This window comes from Acidobacteriota bacterium, assembly GCA_039028635.1.
Lineage (GTDB): Bacteria > Acidobacteriota > Thermoanaerobaculia > Multivoradales > JBCCEF01 > JBCCEF01.
Genome location: JBCCHV010000059.1, coordinates 1 through 20813, shown reverse-complemented (window position 1 = coordinate 20813; position 20813 = coordinate 1). Strand labels below are relative to the sequence as shown.

The window sequence follows — 20813 nt, the reverse complement described above, 5'->3', positions numbered from 1 at the left end:
GGGAGCGACTCCCGAAGGAGAGTGCGATGAACGCAGCCCAGGAGATCAATCGAGCGCTGGCCGACGAGTCGCCGGCACTGGCGGCGGCCCTGTCGCCTCTCGGCCGTCGAACGGTGTATCCCAAGGGCATTCCCTTTCAGGCGGCGCAAGCCCGCGGCAAGGCCTACAACGGCACCATCGGCCAGATCACCGACGGTGCCGGTCGGGCGGTGCCGCTGCCGTCGCTGGCGGCGGCCTTCGACGGCATGTCCGCGGCCGGCCGCGACCGCGCCCTGCTCTACTCGCCGATCGACGGCCTGGCGGAGCTGCGCCAGGCCTGGCAGCAACGCCAGCGCCGCGAAATCGATTCCAGCCTGCCCTCGAGCCTGCCGATCATGACCCTGGGGTTGACCCACGGTCTGTCCCTGATCGCCGACCTGTTCGGCGGCGAAGGCCGTGCGGTGGCGGTGGCGGAACCCTTCTGGGGCAACTATCGGCAGGTCTTCGAAACCCGCACCGGGGCGCGGCTGGTGTCGGCCCCGGCCTACCGCGAGGGGCGCTTCGATCCGCTGGCGCCGGTCAGGGCCCTGGCCGATCTGGCGCCGGGCGAGCCGGCGCTGGCGATCGTCAACTTTCCCTCCAATCCGGGCGGCTACTCGCCGCGCGCGGACGAGCGGGCGGCTTTGCTGGCGGGGCTCCTCGAGGAGGCCGAGAAGCGGCCCTTGGTGGTGTTGTGCGACGACGCCTATGCCGGCTTGGTCTACGAGGAAGGTGTCCCGACCGATTCCCTGTTCTGGTCCCTGATCGGCTGCCACCGCAACCTGGTGCCGATCAAGATCGACGGCGCCACCAAAGAGCTCTCCTTCTTCGGTGGGCGGGTGGGCTTCTTGACCTTTCCCTTCGCTCCCGATTCGCCGGCGACGGTGGCCCTCGAGAGCAAGGTGAAGTGCTTGCTGCGGGCGACCGTCGGCGCGCCGGTGGCGGCGAGCCAGGTGGCGGTGCTGGAAAGTCTCCGGTCCCCGGCGGTCGAGACCGAGGTGGCGGCGGTGCGCGAGCTGCTCGCCGGTCGCTACCGGGTGCTCGCCGAGGCCCTGGCGGCCTGTGATCCGGCGCGTCTGCGTCCGCTGCCGTTCAATTCCGGTTGCTTCGCCCTCGTCGAGCTGCCGGCTGGCCTCGATCCCGAGGCGCTGCGCCGCCACCTGCTGGCCGAGCACGACACCGGCCTGATCGCCATCCGGCCGCGCTTCCTGCGCCTGGCCCACTGCTCGGTGGCGGCCGAAGCCCTGCCCGAGCTGGTGCGCCGGCTCGAGGCCGGCGTCGCCGACCTCTTGGGCTCTTAGGACCTTCGTCGACCGTCCTCGTCGTACTCGTAGACGCCCTTGCCGACCTTGCGGCCGAGGCGTCCGGCCTTGACGTACTGCTCGATCAGGATGTTGGGTCGGTAGGTCTCGCCGAGGGTGCGGTGGAGGTGCTGAAGGATCGAGAAGCGCACGTCGAGGCCGACCAGGTCGACCATCTCGAAAGGGCCCATCGGGTGGTTGAGGCCGAGCTTGAGGGCGGTGTCGATGTCCTCGGCGCTGGCCACTCCCTCCTGCAGCATGCGGAAGGCCTCGTTGCCGATCAGGGCGTTGATCCGCGAGGTCACGAACCCCGGTGCCTCGTTGACCCGCACCACGGTCTTGCCCATACGCTCCGAGACCGCCTGCAGCAGGTCGAGGGTCGCCTCCGAGGTCTCGAGGCCGCGCACCAGCTCGATCAGTCGCATCAGATGCACGGGATTGAAGAAGTGCATGCCGGCGAAGCGCTGCGGCCGGCCCGAGGCCGTCGCCATCTCGGTGATCGACAGGCCGGAGGTGTTGGAGGCGAAGGTGGCCGCCGGTGGCGCCAGGCGGTGGCACTCGGTGAACAGCTCGACCTTGAGGGACATCGACTCGGGCACCGCCTCGATCACCAGGTCGCTATCGCCGACGGCCGCCGCGAGATCGCTGCCCGTGTGCAGGCGCTGGCGAGCCGCGCTGGCGTCATCGGCGGCGACTTTGCCGAGCTGCACGCCTTTGTCGAGATTGCGTTCGATGCGTCGGCGGGCCCGCTCCAAGGCCTCCGCGTCGACATCGAAGAGCTGAGTCGAGTATCCGGCGAGAGCCGAAACGTGGGCGATGCCCAGGCCCATGGTGCCGGCACCGAGAACCGTGATGGTCTGGATCGAGTCTGTCATCGGTCGAAAATCTCCGTCGGCACCGGCCTTCGAGGCGGTGCCGCTGGCAGGTCCTGATGTGGGGGGCGAGGTCTAAGAGAAGCTCAGGAGAACGGCACGTTGAGGAGGCCGCGACTTTTTTCGGCCAGCATGCGGAGCTCGTCGGCGATCGCCAGTGAGTTGCGCATCGCCGAGGCTGCCCGCTCCTGCTTCTCCGGGGTATCGCAGAGATGGGCCAGAACCTCCGCCGCCAGGTGGTGGTGACGCACCTCCTCCGGCTGGATCACCTTTTCATAGAGGCGGGCCGTTTCGGCATCGCCGACAGAACGGCAGTAGGCGATGAACTGGCCGTTGCGAATTTCCGCGATGGCCTCGCCGGTGAAGGGGCCGGCGGTGATTCGCTCGACCGTGTCCTGGAGCGGCCGCAGGTACTGGTAGAGGACGCTGTAACCGCCGGCGAAGGGGTCGAAGTCGGTCAGGTCCTCGCCCAGCTCCTCGAGCCGCCGGCTGATCAGGGCGTAGTGCTTCATCTCGTCGCCGCACTGGTGGGCGAGGGCGAGCTTGGCTTCGACCTCCGGCGTCGACGGCATCCAGTGGGCGGCGATCTCGCTGGCTTCGAGCTCGCTGGTCAGGGCCAGGCGCAGCAGGGCCACGACGCTGACCTGCCCCTCGGCTTCGGACTCCAGGGTCTCGGTGGCTCCCAGTCGGGAAAAGATCTCCCGCATTTCGGCTTGCAATTGCTCGACGAACTCTTGGCCGGTCACGACAGGACTCCTTCCGGGGTGGAATCGATGGACAGGAGAATTATAGCGCCGTATGTCGCGCCGCCGTGCTGGAGCAGCGAGCGGCCCGCCGGACTTGTTTTTATGATGTCGAAATATTTATAGTGGTGAAGCGGTTGTTACGTCTCGTCGTCGGTGCATTGCCGCGGTCGACGACGACCCCCCGCCGGGTCGTCGGACCCCGCCGCCCCGGGGATTCCCCGGAAACAGCTCTGGGAGGAACTGGAAATTTTGCTGCGAGGGTGATTCGAAGGCAGTCGATCCAGAATCGCTTAAATATCTGACCTGTAGTAAGTTCTGGGTACGTCTGTGGGTAGGTGTGGATCTCGAATCGCTAAAAAAACTCGCCCAGATTTTCGATTATGCTGGAAAACCTCTTGCTAATTCGTATAATGGCGGCAAGGTGATTCCAGACCCAAATCCGGTCGGCACCGAGAGCTGGGACGCCCGGTTTTTAAGCTGTTTTCGGGCGCGGCGCGGGGCGCGTCGATCCAGCGAATATTGCTTTGTTCGCAATTCTTCGCGATCGGGTCGGTGGATCACCGATCTCGGTTTCGAGCTTGCGCAGCGGAGGAAACTTTTTACCGAGTGAGGGCCCAAGTCATGGTGCAAGAAGAGATGGCGCAGATTCGCCAGAGCCTGGAAGTTACCCCTGACATCGAAGAAGCAGCGGAGCTGATGAACTTGGCCGGCAATTCGACCCGGCTCAAGTTGCTCTATCTGCTCGACAACATGAAGGAGCTCTGCGTCTGCGACCTCGCCGAGTTGCTCGGCGTCTCCGTGTCGGCGGTGTCTCAGCATCTGTCGAAGCTCAAGGCCTACGGGCTGGTGGCTCCGCGTCGCGATGCTCAGACCATCTACTACCGCTTGACCGAGCACGTGTTCAACACCAAGCTGCGGGAGAACTTTTTCCGCCAGTTCCAGGTATAAGCAGTTTCAGCAGTCGTCTCGACGTCTCCCCGCTCGGGGATACGTCGGGGCTTGCGCGGGTCCTGCCGACCCGCCTCTCGGAGACCCGGACTCGTGCCGGGTCTTCGGTTTTTCGGGCCAACGCTTTCGGGCGATGGGTCATTGCGAGTACAATCGCGCCCCTGATGGACGGAATCTCTCCTTGAGCCACGCACACCGCCGGCCGCGGTTCGATTTTCTCGGCCATTCCACGGTGACCTCCACCCTGGCCGATGGGCGCTGCCTGTTGATCGATCCCTGGGTGATGGGCAACCCCGCCTGCCCCCATTCCGAGTCACCCTTCGACCGCCTCGACGGCCTGTTGGTGACCCACGGCCATCCCGACCATCTGGCCGATGGGGTCGAGCTGGCGAAGCGCCATGAGCCGGCGGCCGTGGTGGCCAACTGGGAGATCTGCCAGTGGCTCGAAGGGCAGGGGGTGAGCGGCTGCGCACCGATGAACACCGGCGGCACGATCTCGGTGCTCGATCTGGAAGTGACAATGGTGCGGGCCGATCATTCGTCGTCCATCCTGGATGGTGATCGGCTGATCAACGGTGGCTCCGCCGGTGGCTTCATGGTGCGCGATAGCGGTGGCTTCTGCTTCTACCACGCCGGCGACACGGCGCTGTTCTCGGACATGGCCCTGCTCGGCGAGATGTATCGCCCGGAGCTCGCTCTGTTGCCGATCGGCGACTGCTTCACCATGGGCCCTGAGGCGGCGGCCCGGGCTTGCGCGCTGCTCGGCGTCGCCACCGTGATTCCCATCCATTGGGGAACCTTCCCGTTGCTCACCGGGACCCCCGAGGCCTTCGAACGCGCGGTGGCGGAGCACGCTCCCGATTGTCGCGTCGTCACTCTCCAGCCCGGGGAGAGTTACTGATTCCGGAGCAACCGAGATACAGCACGTCCCTGCCCAACGTATCCAGAATTGGCTATGATGAGCGAATCCTGCGCCAAGCGGGAGCGGCCCGAGGGTCACTCCGAGGTTGGTTTATTCGTTTTGTCGGTAGGGAATCGACAACCGTAGGAAAAGGAGACTGAACAATCGCCAGGCCCAGAGGACCCCGTGTCAATCACCAGATCCGCAAGAGCCCCATCCGGCTCATCGACAGCGATGGCTCCCAGCTCGGCATCGTCGATCTCGACGACGCCCGCCGCCGAGCCGATGAAAAGGGTCTCGATCTCGTCGAGGTCAGCCCCGATGCGGATCCCCCTGTCGTTCGTATCCTCGATTGGGGAAAGGAGCGCTACGAGAAGCAGAAGCGAGATCGTGAAGCGCGCCGCAAGACGCACACCATCGAGATCAAAGAGGTCAAGTACCGACCGACCATCGACGTTCACGACCGCGATCGCAAGACCCTGCGCGCCCGCAAGTTCCTCGAGAAGGGCAACAAGGTCAAGGTGACGGTGTTCTTCCGCTACCGGCAGATGCGTCGCCCGGAGCTCGGTCGCGACATCCTCGATCAGGTGACCAAGGATCTCGCCGACGTCGGGACGGTGGAGTTCCGCACCCGCGGTATGGAAGGTCGGACCATGAACATGATCCTGGCCCCCATCGAGCAGCCGACCGCCTGACCTCTGGCCGCCGAGACGGGCGCTTCTCCGGCGCCCTCGCAGCCTTTCCTTCCTCCCTCCCGAAGCGAATTTGCTGGCCCGTCGTTGGCCGCGTCAGGCCGGCGAGAGGTGATGGGCGAGGCGATCCTGGCCGCTGCGTTCGAGCGCCTCGGCCCCCTCGTCGGTGAGGGCGACGCCGCCCTTCTGGCGTCGTACCCAGCCCGCCGCCTCGAGCTCCCGGAGGGTGCGGTCGAGGCGCGTCCGGCGCCAGCCGAAGCGCTGCACCAGCGTCGCCAAGGGCAGAGGATGGCGGCCCTTCTCGAGGTGCAGCATCACCAGCTGACCATCCATGCGACGAGCGCCGCGCCAGCGTCCGAGAGCGCGGGCCAGGAGACCGTGACGCGGCGACAGCACCATGGCGCCGACGAACAGAGCGCCGGCCACCGTCGCCATGGCGCCGGCGATCGAGGCATCCCACCAGCGCGCCAGCCAGTACCCGCCCAGGGCCGAGGCGACGCCGAAGGCAGCGCCTAGCCAGATCATCGTCGCCAGGCGGTCGGTGAGCAGGTAAGCGGTCGCCGGAGGCACCACCAGCATGGCGACCACCAGAATCGCTCCCACCGACTCGAAGGCTCCCACCACGGTCACCGAAACGGCGCTCATCAAGATGTAGTGGAGCGCCACCGAGGAGAAGCCGAGGGCGGCGCCGAGCTCTGGATCGAAGGTCGAGACCTTGAGCTCCTTGAAGAGTCCGAAGACCAGCGCGAGGTTGAGCAGCAGGGTGCCGCCGCTCACCCACAGGGCCTTGGGTCCGAGATTGTGGTCACCCCAAGAGAGGGTGTCCCAAGGGGTGTAGGCGATCTCGCCGTAGAGGACGCAGTCGAGGTCGAGATCGACCTGCGCGGCGTATCGGCTGATCACGATCACCCCGATCGAGAACAGCGCTGGAAAGACGACCCCGATGGAGGCGTCTTCCTGGAGTCGGCCGCTGCGGTGGAAGAGCTCGACCAGGAAGACGGTGAGCACGCCGAGGGCGCCGGCTCCGATGATCATCGGCAGCGGCGAGCGGTCGCCGGTGAGCAGGAAGGCGATGGCGATGCCGGGCAGGACGGCGTGGCTGATGGCGTCGCCCATCAGGGCCATCTTGCGCAGCACCAGAAAGCTGCCGACGAGGGCGCAGCTCGCCGCGACGCAGCTGCCCACCAGCAGAATCACCAGGGTCGGGCTCATGGTCGGCCTCCGACGGCCGCAAGGTCCGGGGCGGCCGGAATCGGGCGACCGTGGGGGTCGGTCTCGGGAAAGCCGAGGCGGGCTTCGAGCTCGGCCACGGCGCGGTCCGTCAGAACGTGCTCCATGGCCTCCGCGTCGCGGTGGACGTGGTCGCTGGCGAGCTCGAGCTTGCGGGTCAAGTAGAGCTCCCAGAGGCGGTGCTTGCGCACCACCCGGGCGGCCTCGGCTTTGCCGCGCGGGGTCAGCCGCCAGGCTCCGTCGCGCTCCTCGAGCTCACCGCCGGCGATCAGCGGTCGGGCGCTGCGGGCGAGCTGCGGCGCCGATTGGCCGCGCACGCCCATCAGTAGCACCGCCGGCAGCAACAGGTTCCAGTCGTCGCGGTCCTCGCACAGGCGGTAGAGATCTTTGAGCAGGTTTTCGCGTCGAATGCGCCGGGTCAGGCGCCGCTCCCGCAGCATCGCCCACAGGATGCCGCGATTGGGGGCGAAGAGCAGCGATGCCACCAGCACCGAGCTCGAGATCAGCACGATCGCCGGTCCCGTCGGCAGCTTCGGAATAGTGGCGCTGGCATAGGCGCCGACCAGACCGGCGCCGGCGCCGATGGCGGCGGAAAGCCCGATCATGCGGCCGAGACGCTCGGTCCACTGGCGGGCGGCGGCGGCGGGGGTGATCAAGGTGGCGACGATCAGCACCACGCCGACGGTCTGCAGACCGACCACTACGACCACCACCAGGAGCAGCGTCAGCAGGACTTCGAGGCGGCGCACCGGGAAGCCCAGGCTGGCCCCGAAGTCGGCGTCGAAGGACATCAGCTTGAGCTCTTTGTAGAACAGCAGGACGGTGACCAGCACCGCCGCGCCGAGCCAGCTCATGCGGGCGACGTCTTCCGGCAGCAGGGTGGCCGCTTGCCCGAACAGAAACCGATCGAGGCCGCTCTGGTTGCCCGTCGGCAGCTTCTGAATGTGGGTCAGGAGCACGATGCCGGCACCGAAGAACACCGACAGCACGATGCCGATGGCGGTGTCCTCCTTGATCCGGGTGAGGCGGATGGTGGCGAGGATGAAGAGCGCTCCCAGCAGGCCGGCGACGAGGGCGCCGAGAAACAGCGGCAGCGGTGCCTTGACGCCGGAGATCAGGAAGCCGAGACAGACCCCGGGGAGGGCGGCGTGGGCGAGGGCGTCGCCGAGGAGGCTCTGGCGCCGCAGGAAGGCGAAGCTGCCGAGGGTGCCGCCGAGGGCTCCCAGCAGGCCTGCCCCGAGGAGCACGTTGCGGGCCGCGAAGGTGAGCTCGAAGCTCATGGGGCGTTGCGCTGGCCGAGGAGGGCTTCGGCGGCCTGGGTCAACACTGTCAGCTTGCCGCCGTAGGTGCGCTGCAGGTTCTCTTGGGTGAAGGTCGAGGACACCGGCCCGGCGGCCACCAGGCGCATGTTGAGCAGCACGACATGGTCGAAGTACTCCGCCACGGTCTGCAGGTCGTGGTGCACCGCCACCACCGTGCGGCCGCGATCGCGCAGCTCCTTGAGCATCTCGAGGATGGCCTTCTCGGTGGTGGCGTCGACGCCGGCGAAGGGCTCGTCCATCAGGTAGAGGCGGGCGTCCTGGGCCAGTGCCCGGGCCAGGAAGACGCGCTGCTGCTGGCCCCCCGAGAGCTGGCTGATCTGGCGGTCGGCGTACTCCTCCATGCCGACCATGGCGAGGCACTCGAGGGCCTTCTTGCGCTGCGCGCGGCCGGGCCGGCGGAACCAACCGAGCTCGCCGTAGAGGCCCATCGTGACGACGTCGAGGGCGCTGGTGGGAAAGTCCCAGTCGACGCTCTCGCGCTGCGGCACATAGCCCACCCAGGAGCGCCGCTGGCGGTACGGTGCCTGGAAGACCTGAACCCAGCCGGTGATCGGCCGTACCAGCCCCAGAACGGCCTTCAGCAGGGTCGACTTGCCGGCGCCGTTGGGGCCGACGATGGCGATCAGCTGACCGGCCGGCAGCTCGAGGTCGATGTCCCAGAGCACCGGCTGGGAGCGATAGGCGACGGTGAGGTCGTGGACCTCGAGGGCGACGTCCGAGTGGGGATGATCGCGGGGCTCGCTCACGGCGTCGCCTCCTGGTTCGCCGGGGACATGGCATCGACGAAGGTGCCCACGTTGTGGCGCACCATGCCGAGGTAGGTGCCCTCGGGGGTGCCGGCGGGGCCCATCGAATCGGAGAACAGGGCACCGCCGATGGTCACCCGGTGGCCGCGTGCCGCCACCGCCGCCTGCACCGCCTCGATCGAGCGCTGGGGCACGCTCGACTCGACGAAGATGGCGGGGATCTTCTCCTCGACCACCCGGTCGACGACCCGCTCGACGTCCTGCAGACCGGCCTCGGAAAGGGTGCTGATGCCCTGCAGGCCGATCACCTCGATGCCGTAGCGGGCGCCGAAGTAGCCGAAGGCGTCATGGGCCGTCACCAGGATGCGGCGCTCCTCCGGAAGCCGCGCCAGGGTCTCCTCGACCCAGCCGTGGAGGGCGGCGAGCTCACCGTCGAGGGCGGCGGCGCGGGCCTCGAAGGCGGTCGCGTGGTCGGGGAGCAGGTCGCTCAGGGCTTGCCGGATCGGCGCCAGGGTGGCGCGCCACAGGACGATGTCGAACCAGATGTGGGGATCGTACTGGCCGGGCAGGCCGGGGGGCTCGCGAAGCGCATCGGGGGCGATCACCTCGGCCACCGCCACCACCGGCCGAGAGCGGCTCATCTTCTTCAGGACGTCACCCATCTTGCCCTCCAGGTGGAGGCCGTTGTAGAGGATGAGGTCGGCTTCGGCGAGGCGTCGGACATCGCTCTCGCTGGCCTTGAAGAGGTGGGGGTCGATGCCCGGCTGCATCAGGGCCTCCACCTGGGCCTCGTCGCCGGCGATGCGCTGCGCCATGTCGGCGATCATGCCGGTGGTGGCGATGATCCGAGGCTTGGCGTCGGCGGCGGGCTCCGGAGACCCGCCGCAGGCAACCCAGAAGAGCAGGCCGACGAGCGGCAGGATGATTCGAGCAACGGTGGCGCCTTGATTTTTTGGCATATCAAAATTATCGTCAAGGACCGTAAAAATGTCAACTTCGCGGCATCCTCTCTGGGCACCGCGGAGACCATCGAGTAGGCTTGTCGGGATGGCGACGAGTACGGTCGAGGACTACCTCAAGTGCATTCTGCTCGAGCAGCAGAAGAACCCCGCCGACCGGGTGACGACGGGGCGCATCGCGGCCTCCTTGCGGGTCGCGCCGGGCACCGCGACGGCGATGGTCAAGACCCTGGCGCAGAGCTCGCTGGTGGCCTACGAGCCCTACAGTGGAGTGCATCTCACGGAGTCCGGCCGCCAGCTCGCCACCCATGTCCTGCGGCGCCATCGGTTGGTGGAGCTTTTCCTGGTCAAGATCCTCGGTCTCGACTGGTCGGAGGTCCACGACGAGGCGGAGCACCTCGAGCACGTCGTCTCGGACCGCGTCATCGAGCGCATGGATCACATGCTGGGCTATCCCTCCGTCGACCCCCACGGTGATCCCATTCCCAACGCCGAGGGCGTGGTCGAAGAGCCCGACGGTGTCAGTCTGCTGGGGTGCTCGACGACGCAGGCGGTGCGGGTGGTGCGAATCGACGACCAGAGTCCGGAGTTTCTGCAACTGGTGGAGCGGCGCGGTCTCAAGCCCGGCAGCCGGCTGCAGGTGGCGCATCGCGATCCAGCGGCCGATACGGTCGAGCTGCGTCTCGCCGTCGGCGGAGATCTCAGCCTCGGCTGGCGGGCGGCCTCGAAGATTTTCGTCCTTCCGGAGCGGGACGATCCGGGGCCGGCAGCGATGGCTCCCTGATCCGCTCGGCGACCTGCTAGGCTCGCAGTCCGGTTCGAGGGGCCTCGACTAGCCAACCCCTTCACAACCCATCCCAAGAGCAGGAGTGAACGACGGTGGCATTGACCTACGGCGAATACCTGCGAATCGATGAGCTATTGGCGCTGCAGAGCCCGCGCTCCGAAGGGCCCGAGCACGACGAAGTCCTGTTTATCGTCATCCACCAGGTCTACGAGCTCTGGTTCAAGCAGATCCTCCACGAGATCGACTACCTGCGTCCTCATCTGGAGCGGGGCGATGGAGCGGTCTCCTTGGCGACCTTCAAGCGCATCTTGACGGTGCTCAAGACGATGGTCGGTCAGGTCGACATCCTGGAGACCATGACACCGGTTTCCTTCCTTTCCTTCCGATCTCGCATCGAGTCCGCCAGCGGCTTTCAGTCCTGGCAGTTCCGTGAGGTCGAGATCGCCCTCGGCATGCGCGGTCCCCGGCTGGCGGCGCGGCAGCCGGAGGGCAGTGAGGGGCGCCGCCGGCTCGAGGCCCGCCTCGCCGAGCCATCGGTCTTCGATGCCTTCCTGCGATTTCTGGTGCATCACGGCCAACCGGTTCCGGAGAGCCTGCTGCATCGCGACCTCGCCGAGGCGGTGGAGCCCAGTCCCGAGCTGCAGGCGACGCTGGTCGAGATCTACCATCACCAGCCGCCCCTGCGCGCCATTTGTGAGCGTCTGGTGGACCTCGACGAGGGCATCCAGGAGTGGCGCTATCGCCACGTCAAGATGGTCGAGCGCACCATCGGCACCAAGGCCGGCACCGGCGGCTCGAGCGGCGCCGAGTACCTGCGCAAGACTCTCTTCCGGCCGCTCTACCCGGACCTCTGGGCGATCCGCAGCCATTTGTAGAGGGGCCAGCCGGCTGCTGAAAAGTCCGCTTCGCGACTTTTCCAGCGCTGCTAGCTGTTTTTTCCGAGAGGCCCGGAAGCAGGTTGTTGATGAGTTTTTCAGCAACCTGCAAGTCATTTGCAGGCCTAAATCGGGGCTCTTGGCGTCTCAGGGCTTCGAGCCCCCTCGAAATAGCCGGCGGCTATTTGCGCGGCAGGGTGGCGTACCAGCAGCCCTTGCCGCTGCCGTCCTTGGTCTCGTAGGTCCCGGCGATGCGCCACAGCGGGTCCCTTTCGGAATGGTGCATCAGATAGCCCGTGAAGTACTGCTTGATTTGGGTCACTCGCACGAAGGTGAGCACGCCGAGCAGGCTCGGTCCGGTGGTACCGCTCCATTTTCCGTTGAGGAAGTCGCCACTGCTGATCGTTCCTTGGACCTGCAGGCCGGAGATGCTCTGCAGGTCGAGCTGAAAGATCCGCCCATTGGCCATCATGTTCCATTCGCCGAGGGGGAGATCCGAGGGGTACTGGTAGGGGCCGCCGTAGACCGAATTTGCGGGAAAGCTTCCGGGTTCGATGGACATTTTCTTTTCTCCTGATCAATCGTGCGTCCCGCGTCGGGTCCGCACGGCGGGGATTTCAGTGGACGACGGCGGCCATCGGCAGGTGCCCTCTGGGTGCCGTCTGCCGAGTCCACGACGAAGGGCGCGGCGACCGGACAGGCGAAATTCGAGAAAGTTAGGATGGTTGTCGTGAAGGCCTTCTACTGCGACCAGTTCGAGCTCCCCTTGCCGCCCGAGCACCGCTTCCCGATGGCCAAGTACCGCCTCCTGCGGCAGCGCGTCGCGGGCCACCGGGAGATCGATCTCGAGGTGCCGCCGGCCGCCGAGGCTGTTGATCTGCTGCGGGTGCACGATGCGGCCTATGTTTCTCGGGTGGTCGGGGGCGCCCTGGCGCGACAGGAAATACGGCGCCTCGGCTTCCCCTGGTCACGGCGGCTGGTCGAGCGCTCGCGCCGCTCCGTCGGCGGCACCCTGGCCGCCTGTCGGTGGGCCCTCGAAGATGGTGCGGCGGTCAACCTCGCCGGCGGTACCCATCACGCCTTCGCCGACCACGGTGAGGGCTACTGTGTCTTCAACGATGTGGCGGTGGCGGCGCGAAGCCTGCTCGCCGAGGGCTCGGTGCGGCGCGTGCTGGTGGTGGATCTCGATGTTCACCAGGGCAACGGCACGGCGGCGATTTTCGGCGGCGATCCCCGGGTCTTCACCTTTTCGATGCACGGCCGGCGCAACTTCCCGGCCCGCAAGGTCCCCGGCGATCTCGACCTGGCCCTCGAAGACGGTACCGGTGACGACGAGTACCTGGACCTCCTCGACCAGGCCCTCGAACGGGCCTTCGCCGCCAGCGGGGCGGAGTTGGTGATCTACGTCGCCGGCGCCGATCCCTTCGCCGGCGATCGCCTCGGGCGCCTGGCGCTGAGTCGCGCTGGCCTGGCGGAGCGGGATCGGCGGGTCTTCGCCGGCGCCCGCCGCGAGGGGCTGCCGGTGGCCGCCGTGATGGCCGGCGGCTATGCCCGCGACGTCGACGACGTGGTCGCCATTCACCAGGTCACCGTCGAGACGGCGGTGCGCAACTGCACCGGCACCGCCGGCGGCGCGATAGAATAATGGCTCCGCCTCGTGGGTTATGGCTTTTGGATTCCGTCTCCGGAGATGGAAGGCCCTGAACCGAAGATTGGGACTCTTGAACGATAGAAAGGTAGGAACCGATGTCTCGAGCTCTTCGTAGCACTGTTTTCACCCTGGCTGGCCTGTTGCTGGTGACGGGTCTCTTGTTCGCTCAGGCCCAGGGACGGGTCCAGGGCAAGGTCGTCGATGAGAACGGGGAGCCCTTGGCTGGAGTCACCGTCACCATCACGTCGGAAGGCTATGGCTTCGAGGAGGTCAAGAAGACCGACAAGAAGGGGCGCTTTGCGGTGCTCTTCGTCGATGCCACTCGACAGTACCTGTTCAAGTTCGAGAAGGAAGGCCACGCCACCTTCGAGCAGCCCTTGAAGCCCACCATCGGCGACAACATGCGCCAGGAGTTCACCCTGCCGACGGTCGGCTCGCAGGCCGCCCAGGCCGGTGGCGGAACCACTTCCGGCCCGTCGACCAATCCGGCCATCAACACCTTCAACGATGGCGTCGAGGCTTTCCAGGCCGGTGATCTCGAGACCGCCAAGGCGAAGTTCCTCCGGGCGTCCGAGATGGACAAGAAGCTGGTCGAGCCCTATTCCGCTCTGGCCGGCCTCTACAGCGACGAAGGCAATCACCAGCAGGCCCTCGAGATGGCCAACAAGGTGATCGAGCTCGATCCCGCCAACACCCGCGCGCTGCGCGTGCAGTACGACGCCTACAAGGAGCTCGGCGACAACGAAAAGGCCGCCGCTGCCCTCGAGGCCTTGAAGACCACTGGCGGCGGCACCGACACCGCCATCCGAATCTTCAATGAGGGAGCCGAGGCGGCCCGATTGGGTGATCTCGATACCGCTTCGAAGCGTTTCGAGGAGGCCCTGGAGCTCGATTCGGAGCTCTCTCCGGCGCACAACGCTTTGGCCCGTATCTACTTCTTGCAAAAGGATTACGAGAAATCCATCGCGGCGGCGACGGCGGCCCTCGACATCGACCCGAGTCTGACCGACGTGCTCAAGTTCAAGTACGAGTCCTATCGCGCCCTGGGCGACGATGCGGCCGCCCTCGAGGTCTTCGGTGAGATGTCCCAGGCCGACCCCAAGGGCACCGCCAAGGCGCTCTACGATCAGGCCGTTTCGATGTTCAACGGTGGCAATATCGCCGGTGCCCAGGCGGCTCTCGAGCAGACCTTGGCGGCCGACTCGAGCTACATCAAGGCGCACTACATGCTGGGCCTCTGCTACGTCAACTCGGGCGATACCGCCAAGGCCAAGGAGCACCTCGAGAAGTTCATCGCCGAGGCGCCGGACGATCCCGATATCGCCACCGCCAAGGAGATGCTGAGCTACGTCGGTTAGGAAGCGCAGCGAGGGCGCGGGCCTCAGGCGCTGAGGCGGCCCGCGTCCAATCCATTGGATCATTCTTCGGTCCATTGAATTGACGCCCCCGATCCGCCTTCCGGCTCGGGGGCGTGTCGCGTCTAAGTGCATTGCTATCAGAGGTATGCTTGTTCGGCATTTGACCGAAAAGAGGTGGCATGGTGTATGCTCTGTTCTTCTGCGAGAACAGGTAGCGATCTCGACCCCGAATCGGACCCAACGATCACTCGAGCTCGCGAAACTCAAGACAGCCGAAGTCCGACGGAGCGTGTCCGGCGGACTTCACCTTTGGGACGCAAAGGAGATTCCTGCGTATGAATGCCAAGTGGATGAAAGGCCTGGCCCTGGTAGCCGTCGTGCTGCTCGTGGCCCCCGCCGCCTTCGCCCAGACGACCGGCCGTGTCGACGGTACGGTCTCGGACGACACCGGCGCCGCCCTTCCGGGCGTGACGGTGACCCTGAACAGTGGTCAGCTCCAGGGTGAGCGTGTCGGCGTCACGGGCGCCGACGGCAAGTTCCGTTTTGTCGGCCTGCCGGTCGGCGACTACACCCTGACCGCGGCTCTCGATGGTTTCTCGAACCTCGAGCAGACCGGCATCGGTGTTGGTATCGATAAGACCATCACCCTCCAGCTCACCATGTCCACCGCCTTCGGCGAAGAGGTGACCGTCAGCGGCGCCGCGCCGATCATCGACACCACCAGCACCACCGGTGGCGCCAGCTTCAGCGAGGATCTGTTCGAGGAGCTGCCGGTCGGCCGCACCTTCGCCGGTCTCGCTTTCGCGGCCCCGGGTGTGGTCAGCGGTGGTCTGGGCAGCAACCCGTCCATCGGTGGCGCCTCCGCCGCTGAGAACCGCTACGTGGTCGACGGTCTCGACACCACGGATCCGGCCTTCGGCACGATCGGCACCAGCGTGCCCTTCGAGTTCGTCAAGGAGGTCGAGGTCAAGACCGGTGGTTACGAGGCTGAGTACGGTGGCGCCCTGGGCGGCATCCTCAACGTCGTCACCAAGTCCGGTGGTAACCAGCTCGAGGGCGACATCTTCGGCTACTGGTCCGACGACAGCCTGCAGTCCGACAGCCCGCCGACGGCGGTCTTCGGCACCGACCTGGGCTTCACCGAGTACGATTTCGGTGCCGCCATCGGTGGCAAGCTGATCCAGGACAAGCTGTGGTACTTCGTGGCGGTCAACCCCTCGACCACCGAGGACGAGTACACCAGCCGTGGCGAGCTCACCACCTACACCGAGGAAGAGGAGTCCCTCTTCTACGCCGGCAAGCTGACCTGGCAGATGAACCCCAGCCACCAGCTGGTGTTCTCGGTCTTCGGTGATCCCCGCGATCGCACCGAGGACGGTGTCCGCAATACCGCCGGCTTCGTGGCCTCCGAGTCCGAGCGTGGCGCCCAGAACTTCGGCGTCACCTACAACGGCACCCTGTCCTCGAGCCTGTTCGCCGAGGTCAGCGTCGGTCTCTATGACGAGACTTTCAACGCTCAGCCCGTCACCGAGAATGCGCGCTACGAGGTTCGCAGCTTCGGCGGTTTGGCGGAGCAGCTCGCGTCGACCCTCGGCGACTGCTACACCCCGGGTCAGTTCAACACCCGCTTCAACATGAACGCGGGCTGCCGTGGCGGCACCTTCGCTCAGGACAACGGTGACTCGGAGCGTTCCGAGGCTCGCGGTGCCCTGACCTGGTTCGGTGCCACCGGCACCATCGACCACGAGCTCAAGTTCGGTGCCACCGTCCGCGACGTTGAGTACACCGACCAGGCCCGCTACCCCGGTGCGGTTCCGGGACCGGCCATCGATGAGACCGGTTTCGTCTTCGATCCGCAGGGCCTTGCTGGGCAGCGCTACCTGCTGTTCAACACCCTCGCCGGTGTGCCGGCCTACCTCCTGATCGAGTACGACCAGGACTCTACCGGTGAGACCGACGAGCAGGCCATCTACCTGCAGGATCGGGTTCGCTTGAACGACTACTTCTCGCTGAACCTCGGCGTCCGCGCCGATTCCTTCGAGTCGACCGGTGAGGCCACGGCCGCTTCGCTCGCCAACCCGGCCGCCAACTCCACTCAGGCGCTGGACTTTGGCTTCAGCGACATGGTGGCGCCGCGTATCGGCTTCACCTGGGACGTCTTCAAGAACGGCCGCTCGAAGCTGTACGGTCACTACGGTGAGTTCTACGAGTCGGTTCCGCTCGACATCAACGCCCGTGCGTTCGGTAACGAGCAGTTCAACTTCTACTACTTCTACTACCCGAGCGACGGCTCCGTGCCCTCCGCCAATAACTACGGTACCCACTTCTACACTTACGCCTTGGGCACCGGTGTCGGCGTCAGCGATGACATCGAGCCGATGTACACCACCGAAGCTTTGGTCGGGTTCGAGTACGAGGTCATGCCGAACGTGTCCCTCGGCATCAAGTACACCGAGCGCGGTATCGAGAACGTGATCGAAGACATCTCGGTTGACGGTGGCCAGACTTACTTCGTCACCAACCCGGGTAGCACCACCTTCGACGTCAACCCGGTCACCGGCGCTCCGCTGGCTTCGACCGTGGTCTTCCCCGAGCCGGTTCGCGACTACGAGGCCATTGAGCTGACGGTCAACAAGCGGTTCACCAACAATTGGCAGCTCTACGGCTCCTACGTGAACTCGGAGAACTTCGGCAACTATGGCGGTCTGTTCCGTCAGGACAACGGCCAGCTCGACCCGAACATCACGTCGCTGTATGACCTCCCGGAGCTCCTGGTGGGCGCCGAGGGTCTGCTGCCCAACGACCGTGAGCACCAGTTCAAGCTCTACGGCTCGTACCTGTGGCCCTTCAAGCTGGTCACCGGCTTCTACGGTCAGTTCCTGTCCGGTACGCCGATCAGCCAGCTGGGTGCCCACCCGGTCTACGGCACCTCGGAGCGTTTCGTGACGCCTCGCGGTTCCTTCGGCCGTACCCCGGACCGGTGGAATGTTGACCTCCACCTGCAGTACCCGATCGAGTTCGGTAACGGTACCGAGCTCAAGATCATCGCGGACATCTTCAACGTCACCGACGAGCAGGAAGCGACGACCGTTGATCAGGACTGGACTTTCGCCCGTCTGACCGCGACTCCGAACCCGCCGGACCCGCAGGGCAACCCGAACTTCGGTACGCCGACGTCGTTCCAGTCGCCGCGTACGGTTCGGATTGGTGTCAAGCTTGCTTTCTAAGTCTGCTTGACGCTGGACGAGGAAGGAGGGGCCTCTGGGCTCCTCCTTTTTCTTTGGTCAAGAGGCCGATCGGGGCGACCCGGTCGGCCTTTTGTGTGCCTGGCCGGGGGCCTCCGGGAAGGCCCGATCGATCCCTCCGGCAAGCTGGTAGGCTTGTCGGGCTATGGTGAAACGACTCCTACTCGTCGCTGTCGTCGCTGCCGGGATTCTCCTTCTGGCGAGTGGTTTCTTTCGGGTTCGCGAGGGCGAGGTCGCCCTTGGGAGCGGGGATTCTCCCTCCGTCTGGAACAGCGGCTGGCACTGGCGGCTGCCCTTTTCGGGAGACCTCCAACGGCTGCCGCGAAGCCCGATTCCCTTGCAGTCGGAGCTCGAGGTCCGAACTGCCGAGGGTGCCACCATAGTCCTCGACCTGGCCGGTGACTTCGGAGTTGCCGAAGGCGGCGAGGAGGCCTGGCGTCGGAACGCCGGCGAGGGCATTTTCGGCGACGGCTTGATCGCGGTGGCCTCGCGCGCCGCCGAGCCGGCGGTGCGCGCCATCGATCCCGCCGATCTCTTCCAGCCGGAGGCCGAGAAGCGCTTGACCGGCGGCCTGCTCGAAGGTCTTTCCGAAGCCGGTTTGGTGGTCGACGCGCTGAGCGTCCGCGTGCCGGCGGAGCGCAACCCGGTGGCGGCGGCGGTGGTCCGCAACCAGCTCCGCGATCTGGCCTCTCCCTCTGGCCGAAAGGTCTTGTTGATCGGCTGGGATGGTGCCGACTGGTTGATGATCCGTCCCTTGCTGGAAGCCGGCCGGATGCCCCATCTCGCGTCGCTGATTCGACGCGGCGCCTCCGGCGAGCTGCGCTCGGAGAAACCGCTCCTTTCGCCTTTGGTGTGGACCACCATCGCCACCGGCAAGCCGGTGGTGGAGCACGGCATCGCCGACTTCCTGGTGCAGGATCCGGACACCGGCGGCCTGGTGCCGATCAGCTCGTCATCCCGCAAAGTGCATGCCCTCTGGACCCTGCTACCGGCCTTCGAGCTCTCCGTCGATGTCGTCGCCTGGTGGGCGACCTGGCCGGCGGAGGCGGTGCAGGGCACGATGGTGACCGACCGTGTCGCCTATCAGCTCTTCGAGTACGAGGAGACCGAGGGCAACGACGGCAAGGTGCATCCGGACACTGCCTGGAACGGGGTCCAGAATCACCTGGTGGCGGCCGAGCAGGTGCCCTTCGAGACGGTGCAGCGCTTCGTCGATGTCGACCGCCAGGAGCTCGCCCGCTTGTGGGACAGCCTGCCCGCGGCACAGCGCCAGGAAGAGAAGCTCAATCACCTGCGCAAAATCATCGCCACCACCCAGAGCTATCACGCCATCACCAAGGATCTGCTCAGCGAGCAGGCCGATCTCACGATGGCCTACTACGAAGGCACCGACACCGTCGGGCACCTCTTCGCGCGCTTCCTCCCGCCGCGTCTCGAAGGGGTTTCCGCCGATGAGGTGAGGCGCTTCGGCCGAGCTTTGCCGCAGTTCTACGAGTACGCCGACGAGCTTCTCGGGGAGCTCCTCGAGACCATCTCCGACGACACCGTCGTGATGTTGGTGTCGGACCACGGTTTCTTCACCGGCGAGGCGCGGCCGGAAAGCGATCCGGCGAACTTCGCCGAAGGGGCACCGCAATGGCATCGTCAGTACGGCATCGTGGTCGCGGCGGGGCCTGGCGTCCAGCCGGGAGAGGTGCGGGGAGCCAGCATCTTCGATGTCGCTCCCACGGTGCTGGCGTTGCTCGGGCTACCGATCCCCGAAGACATGCCGGGCAAGGTGCTCTCGCAGGTTGCGGCGGCGCCGCCGAGTGGTGGTGAGGCGCTGGCGAGTTACGAGATTCTGCCGCGATCTCAACCGGGTCAGATCCGCGTCGCTTCCGCCCTCGACGAGGAGCGTCTGCGCGAGCTGGTTGCGCTGGGCTATATCTCGCCCACGGTTCTCGAAGAGCGACAGGCGGCAGCCAGCCAGGGGGGCGGCGGTTCGGCGACGCCGCGAGCGTCGGAACCGTCGCGGGCCGCCTCCGAGACAGCGAGTGGCGGCGGCACGGAAGATCTCCAGGCGATGGCCACCGAGGCCTACAACCTCGGTCGAATTCACCAACGCCAGGGCGATTTCGACCGCGCCAGCGAGCAGTTTCGGCTTGCCGTCGATCGAATGCCTGAGTTCGGATTGGGCTATGCGGCCCTCGCCCAGGTCGAGTCGAACCGTGGCGACCACAGCGGCGCCTTCGATCTGCTGGTCGAAGGTTTCTCGAAAAGCGGTTCAATGCCGATGTCGGCGATCACCGGATTGGTCGACGAAGCCAAGCGGTGTGGCCGGCTTCAAGACGCTGGCCGCGAGCTGTCAGTGATTCAGTCGGTGTACGGAGGCCAAGCCGCTTACCATGCGGCCATCGGGCTGCTTCAAGAGGAGACCGGTCGCCCGAACGAGGCCCTGGAGGCCTATGATCGCGCCCTCGCCATCGATCCGTTGGATCACCTGGCGACGGAGCAGAAGATCGGTTTGCTGCGCCAGGCCGGGCGTGAAAGCGACGCTCGGGCCTTCCTCGATCGCTCCTTCGATCTCGCCGCAGGCCAGGTGACCCAGATGAACCAGCTCGCCGTCATCGCTCTGCGTCAGGGCTGGGCACCGCAGGCCGAACGGTTGTTGCGTGGAGTGCTGGCCTCGGACCCGGGAAACCCCGGGGTGCTCGCCAACTTGGCCGCCAGCCTGATGCAGCAGCGTAAGACCGGTCAGGCTCTCGAAGCCATGTCTTCAGCCGTCGAGCGGGATCCGGACAACGCCGGGAACCACTTCAATCTCGGCGCCATGCTCGCCGAGCAGGGGCGATTCGCCGAGGCCCTGGCGGCCTTCGAGATGGCGAGCGCCAAGGGGCTGCGCAACGCCCGCGTCTATATCGCGGCCTCCAAGATGCATTTTCGACTCGGCGATCCGGGTCTCGCCGAGCAGGCACTAGTAGAGGCCCTGTCGGTCGAGCCCAGCAATGCCGAGGCACGCCAGCTCCTCTCCATCCTGCGCCAGGGAGCCGGTTAGGGCGGGAGCCGGTCGCCGTCCTGAGCTGAAACTGAAAACGGCGGGCCGAGTGGCCCGCCGTTCGAGGTCCTCCCGGATCTGCTAGCGACCGGGCCCGAGAGGGCCCGGCGGCGGCAAGAGCCGCCGAG

At 66.1% G+C, this 20813-nt stretch carries 18 protein-coding genes; 11 read left to right on the top strand and 7 right to left on the bottom strand.

Going from position 1 to position 20813, the window contains the following annotated elements:
* The first annotated feature begins 26 nt into the window (after nt 1-26).
* Nucleotides 27-1319 (top strand): aminotransferase class I/II-fold pyridoxal phosphate-dependent enzyme, encoded by a 1293-nt coding sequence (locus tag AAF604_20005; GenBank protein MEM7051962.1) that lies wholly within the window; start codon nt 27-29, stop codon nt 1317-1319.
* On the opposite strand, the gene AAF604_20000 is transcribed toward AAF604_20005, so the two are convergent.
* Together AAF604_20000 and AAF604_19995 are read right to left on the bottom strand one after the other, a co-directional pair.
* Nucleotides 1316-2194, bottom strand: coding sequence for a 3-hydroxyacyl-CoA dehydrogenase NAD-binding domain-containing protein (locus tag AAF604_20000; protein ID MEM7051961.1), 879 nt, complete (start codon nt 2192-2194; stop codon nt 1316-1318). The genes AAF604_20005 and AAF604_20000 overlap by 4 nt on opposite strands.
* A gap of 83 nt (nt 2195-2277) precedes the next feature.
* Complete coding sequence (locus AAF604_19995) at nt 2278-2937, bottom strand: ferritin-like domain-containing protein (protein ID MEM7051960.1); 660 nt, start codon at nt 2935-2937, stop codon at nt 2278-2280.
* 337 nt (nt 2938-3274) lie between these two features.
* Here AAF604_19995 and AAF604_19990 point away from each other — a divergent pair, with 337 nt between their 5' ends.
* The 4 genes from AAF604_19990 (at nt 3275) to infC (ending at nt 5481) form a co-directional block, all read left to right on the top strand.
* On the top strand, nt 3275-3547 hold the full coding sequence (locus AAF604_19990) for a hypothetical protein (protein MEM7051959.1): 273 nt from the start codon (nt 3275-3277) through the stop codon (nt 3545-3547).
* Complete coding sequence (locus AAF604_19985; protein ID MEM7051958.1) at nt 3544-3885, top strand: metalloregulator ArsR/SmtB family transcription factor; 342 nt, start codon at nt 3544-3546, stop codon at nt 3883-3885. Before AAF604_19990 ends, AAF604_19985 begins: the two co-directional genes overlap by 4 nt.
* 181 nt (nt 3886-4066) lie before the next feature.
* On the top strand, nt 4067-4786 hold the full coding sequence (locus AAF604_19980; GenBank protein MEM7051957.1) for a metal-dependent hydrolase: 720 nt from the start codon (nt 4067-4069) through the stop codon (nt 4784-4786).
* Between the two features lie 164 nt (nt 4787-4950).
* A complete protein-coding gene (gene infC / locus AAF604_19975) occupies nt 4951-5481 on the top strand; it encodes a translation initiation factor IF-3 (protein ID MEM7051956.1) in 531 nt (176 codons plus the stop codon).
* A gap of 93 nt (nt 5482-5574) precedes the next feature.
* Here infC and AAF604_19970 read toward each other — a convergent pair whose 3' ends face one another.
* The 4 genes from AAF604_19970 to AAF604_19955 are packed head-to-tail and all read right to left on the bottom strand — an operon-like array spanning nt 5575 to nt 9735.
* A complete protein-coding gene (locus tag AAF604_19970; protein MEM7051955.1) occupies nt 5575-6690 on the bottom strand; it encodes a metal ABC transporter permease in 1116 nt (371 codons plus the stop codon).
* A complete protein-coding gene (locus AAF604_19965) occupies nt 6687-7988 on the bottom strand; it encodes an iron chelate uptake ABC transporter family permease subunit (GenBank protein MEM7051954.1) in 1302 nt (433 codons plus the stop codon). Before AAF604_19965 ends, AAF604_19970 begins: the two co-directional genes overlap by 4 nt.
* On the bottom strand, nt 7985-8776 hold the full coding sequence (locus AAF604_19960) for a metal ABC transporter ATP-binding protein (protein ID MEM7051953.1): 792 nt from the start codon (nt 8774-8776) through the stop codon (nt 7985-7987). The genes AAF604_19965 and AAF604_19960 overlap by 4 nt, the downstream gene beginning before the upstream one ends.
* Nucleotides 8773-9735 (bottom strand): zinc ABC transporter substrate-binding protein, encoded by a 963-nt coding sequence (locus AAF604_19955; protein ID MEM7051952.1) that lies wholly within the window; start codon nt 9733-9735, stop codon nt 8773-8775. Before AAF604_19955 ends, AAF604_19960 begins: the two co-directional genes overlap by 4 nt.
* A gap of 88 nt (nt 9736-9823) precedes the next feature.
* Here AAF604_19955 and AAF604_19950 point away from each other — a divergent pair, with 88 nt between their 5' ends.
* Together AAF604_19950 and AAF604_19945 are read left to right on the top strand one after the other, a co-directional pair.
* Nucleotides 9824-10519 carry a metal-dependent transcriptional regulator gene (locus tag AAF604_19950; GenBank protein ID MEM7051951.1) on the top strand — a complete coding sequence of 232 codons (696 nt, stop codon included), beginning with the start codon at nt 9824-9826 and terminating at the stop codon, nt 10517-10519.
* 95 nt (nt 10520-10614) lie between these two features.
* Nucleotides 10615-11397, top strand: coding sequence for a tryptophan 2,3-dioxygenase family protein (locus tag AAF604_19945; protein MEM7051950.1), 783 nt, complete (start codon nt 10615-10617; stop codon nt 11395-11397).
* A 181-nt stretch (nt 11398-11578) separates the two neighbouring features.
* On the opposite strand, the gene AAF604_19940 is transcribed toward AAF604_19945, so the two are convergent.
* A complete protein-coding gene (locus AAF604_19940) occupies nt 11579-11959 on the bottom strand; it encodes a hypothetical protein (protein MEM7051949.1) in 381 nt (126 codons plus the stop codon).
* Nucleotides 11960-12127: 168 nt separating this feature from the next.
* Here AAF604_19940 and AAF604_19935 point away from each other — a divergent pair, with 168 nt between their 5' ends.
* The 4 genes from AAF604_19935 (at nt 12128) to AAF604_19920 (ending at nt 20685) form a co-directional block, all read left to right on the top strand.
* Nucleotides 12128-13042 carry a histone deacetylase gene (locus AAF604_19935; GenBank protein ID MEM7051948.1) on the top strand — a complete coding sequence of 305 codons (915 nt, stop codon included), beginning with the start codon at nt 12128-12130 and terminating at the stop codon, nt 13040-13042.
* Nucleotides 13043-13143: 101 nt separating this feature from the next.
* Complete coding sequence (locus AAF604_19930) at nt 13144-14406, top strand: tetratricopeptide repeat protein (GenBank protein MEM7051947.1); 1263 nt, start codon at nt 13144-13146, stop codon at nt 14404-14406.
* Between the two features lie 335 nt (nt 14407-14741).
* Nucleotides 14742-17633, top strand: coding sequence for a TonB-dependent receptor (locus tag AAF604_19925; protein ID MEM7051946.1), 2892 nt, complete (start codon nt 14742-14744; stop codon nt 17631-17633).
* 163 nt (nt 17634-17796) lie between these two features.
* Nucleotides 17797-20685, top strand: coding sequence for an alkaline phosphatase family protein (locus AAF604_19920; GenBank protein ID MEM7051945.1), 2889 nt, complete (start codon nt 17797-17799; stop codon nt 20683-20685).
* The last annotated feature ends 128 nt before the right edge of the window (nt 20686-20813 follow it).

What these genes read in the sequence shown, in the direction of transcription:
- AAF604_20005 (MEM7051962.1), top strand. Translation starts at nt 27, where the DNA reads ATGAACGCAGCCCAGGAGATCAATCGAGCGCTGGCCGACGAGTCGCCG.
- AAF604_20000 (MEM7051961.1), bottom strand. Translation starts at nt 2,194, where the DNA reads ATGACAGACTCGATCCAGACCATCACGGTTCTCGGTGCCGGCACCATG.
- AAF604_19970 (MEM7051955.1), bottom strand. Translation starts at nt 6,690, where the DNA reads ATGAGCCCGACCCTGGTGATTCTGCTGGTGGGCAGCTGCGTCGCGGCG.
- AAF604_19965 (MEM7051954.1), bottom strand. Translation starts at nt 7,988, where the DNA reads ATGAGCTTCGAGCTCACCTTCGCGGCCCGCAACGTGCTCCTCGGGGCA.
- AAF604_19955 (MEM7051952.1), bottom strand. Translation starts at nt 9,735, where the DNA reads ATGCCAAAAAATCAAGGCGCCACCGTTGCTCGAATCATCCTGCCGCTC.
- AAF604_19950 (MEM7051951.1), top strand. Translation starts at nt 9,824, where the DNA reads ATGGCGACGAGTACGGTCGAGGACTACCTCAAGTGCATTCTGCTCGAG.
- AAF604_19940 (MEM7051949.1), bottom strand. Translation starts at nt 11,959, where the DNA reads ATGTCCATCGAACCCGGAAGCTTTCCCGCAAATTCGGTCTACGGCGGC.
- AAF604_19930 (MEM7051947.1), top strand. Translation starts at nt 13,144, where the DNA reads ATGTCTCGAGCTCTTCGTAGCACTGTTTTCACCCTGGCTGGCCTGTTG.
- AAF604_19925 (MEM7051946.1), top strand. Translation starts at nt 14,742, where the DNA reads ATGAATGCCAAGTGGATGAAAGGCCTGGCCCTGGTAGCCGTCGTGCTG.
- AAF604_19920 (MEM7051945.1), top strand. Translation starts at nt 17,797, where the DNA reads ATGGTGAAACGACTCCTACTCGTCGCTGTCGTCGCTGCCGGGATTCTC.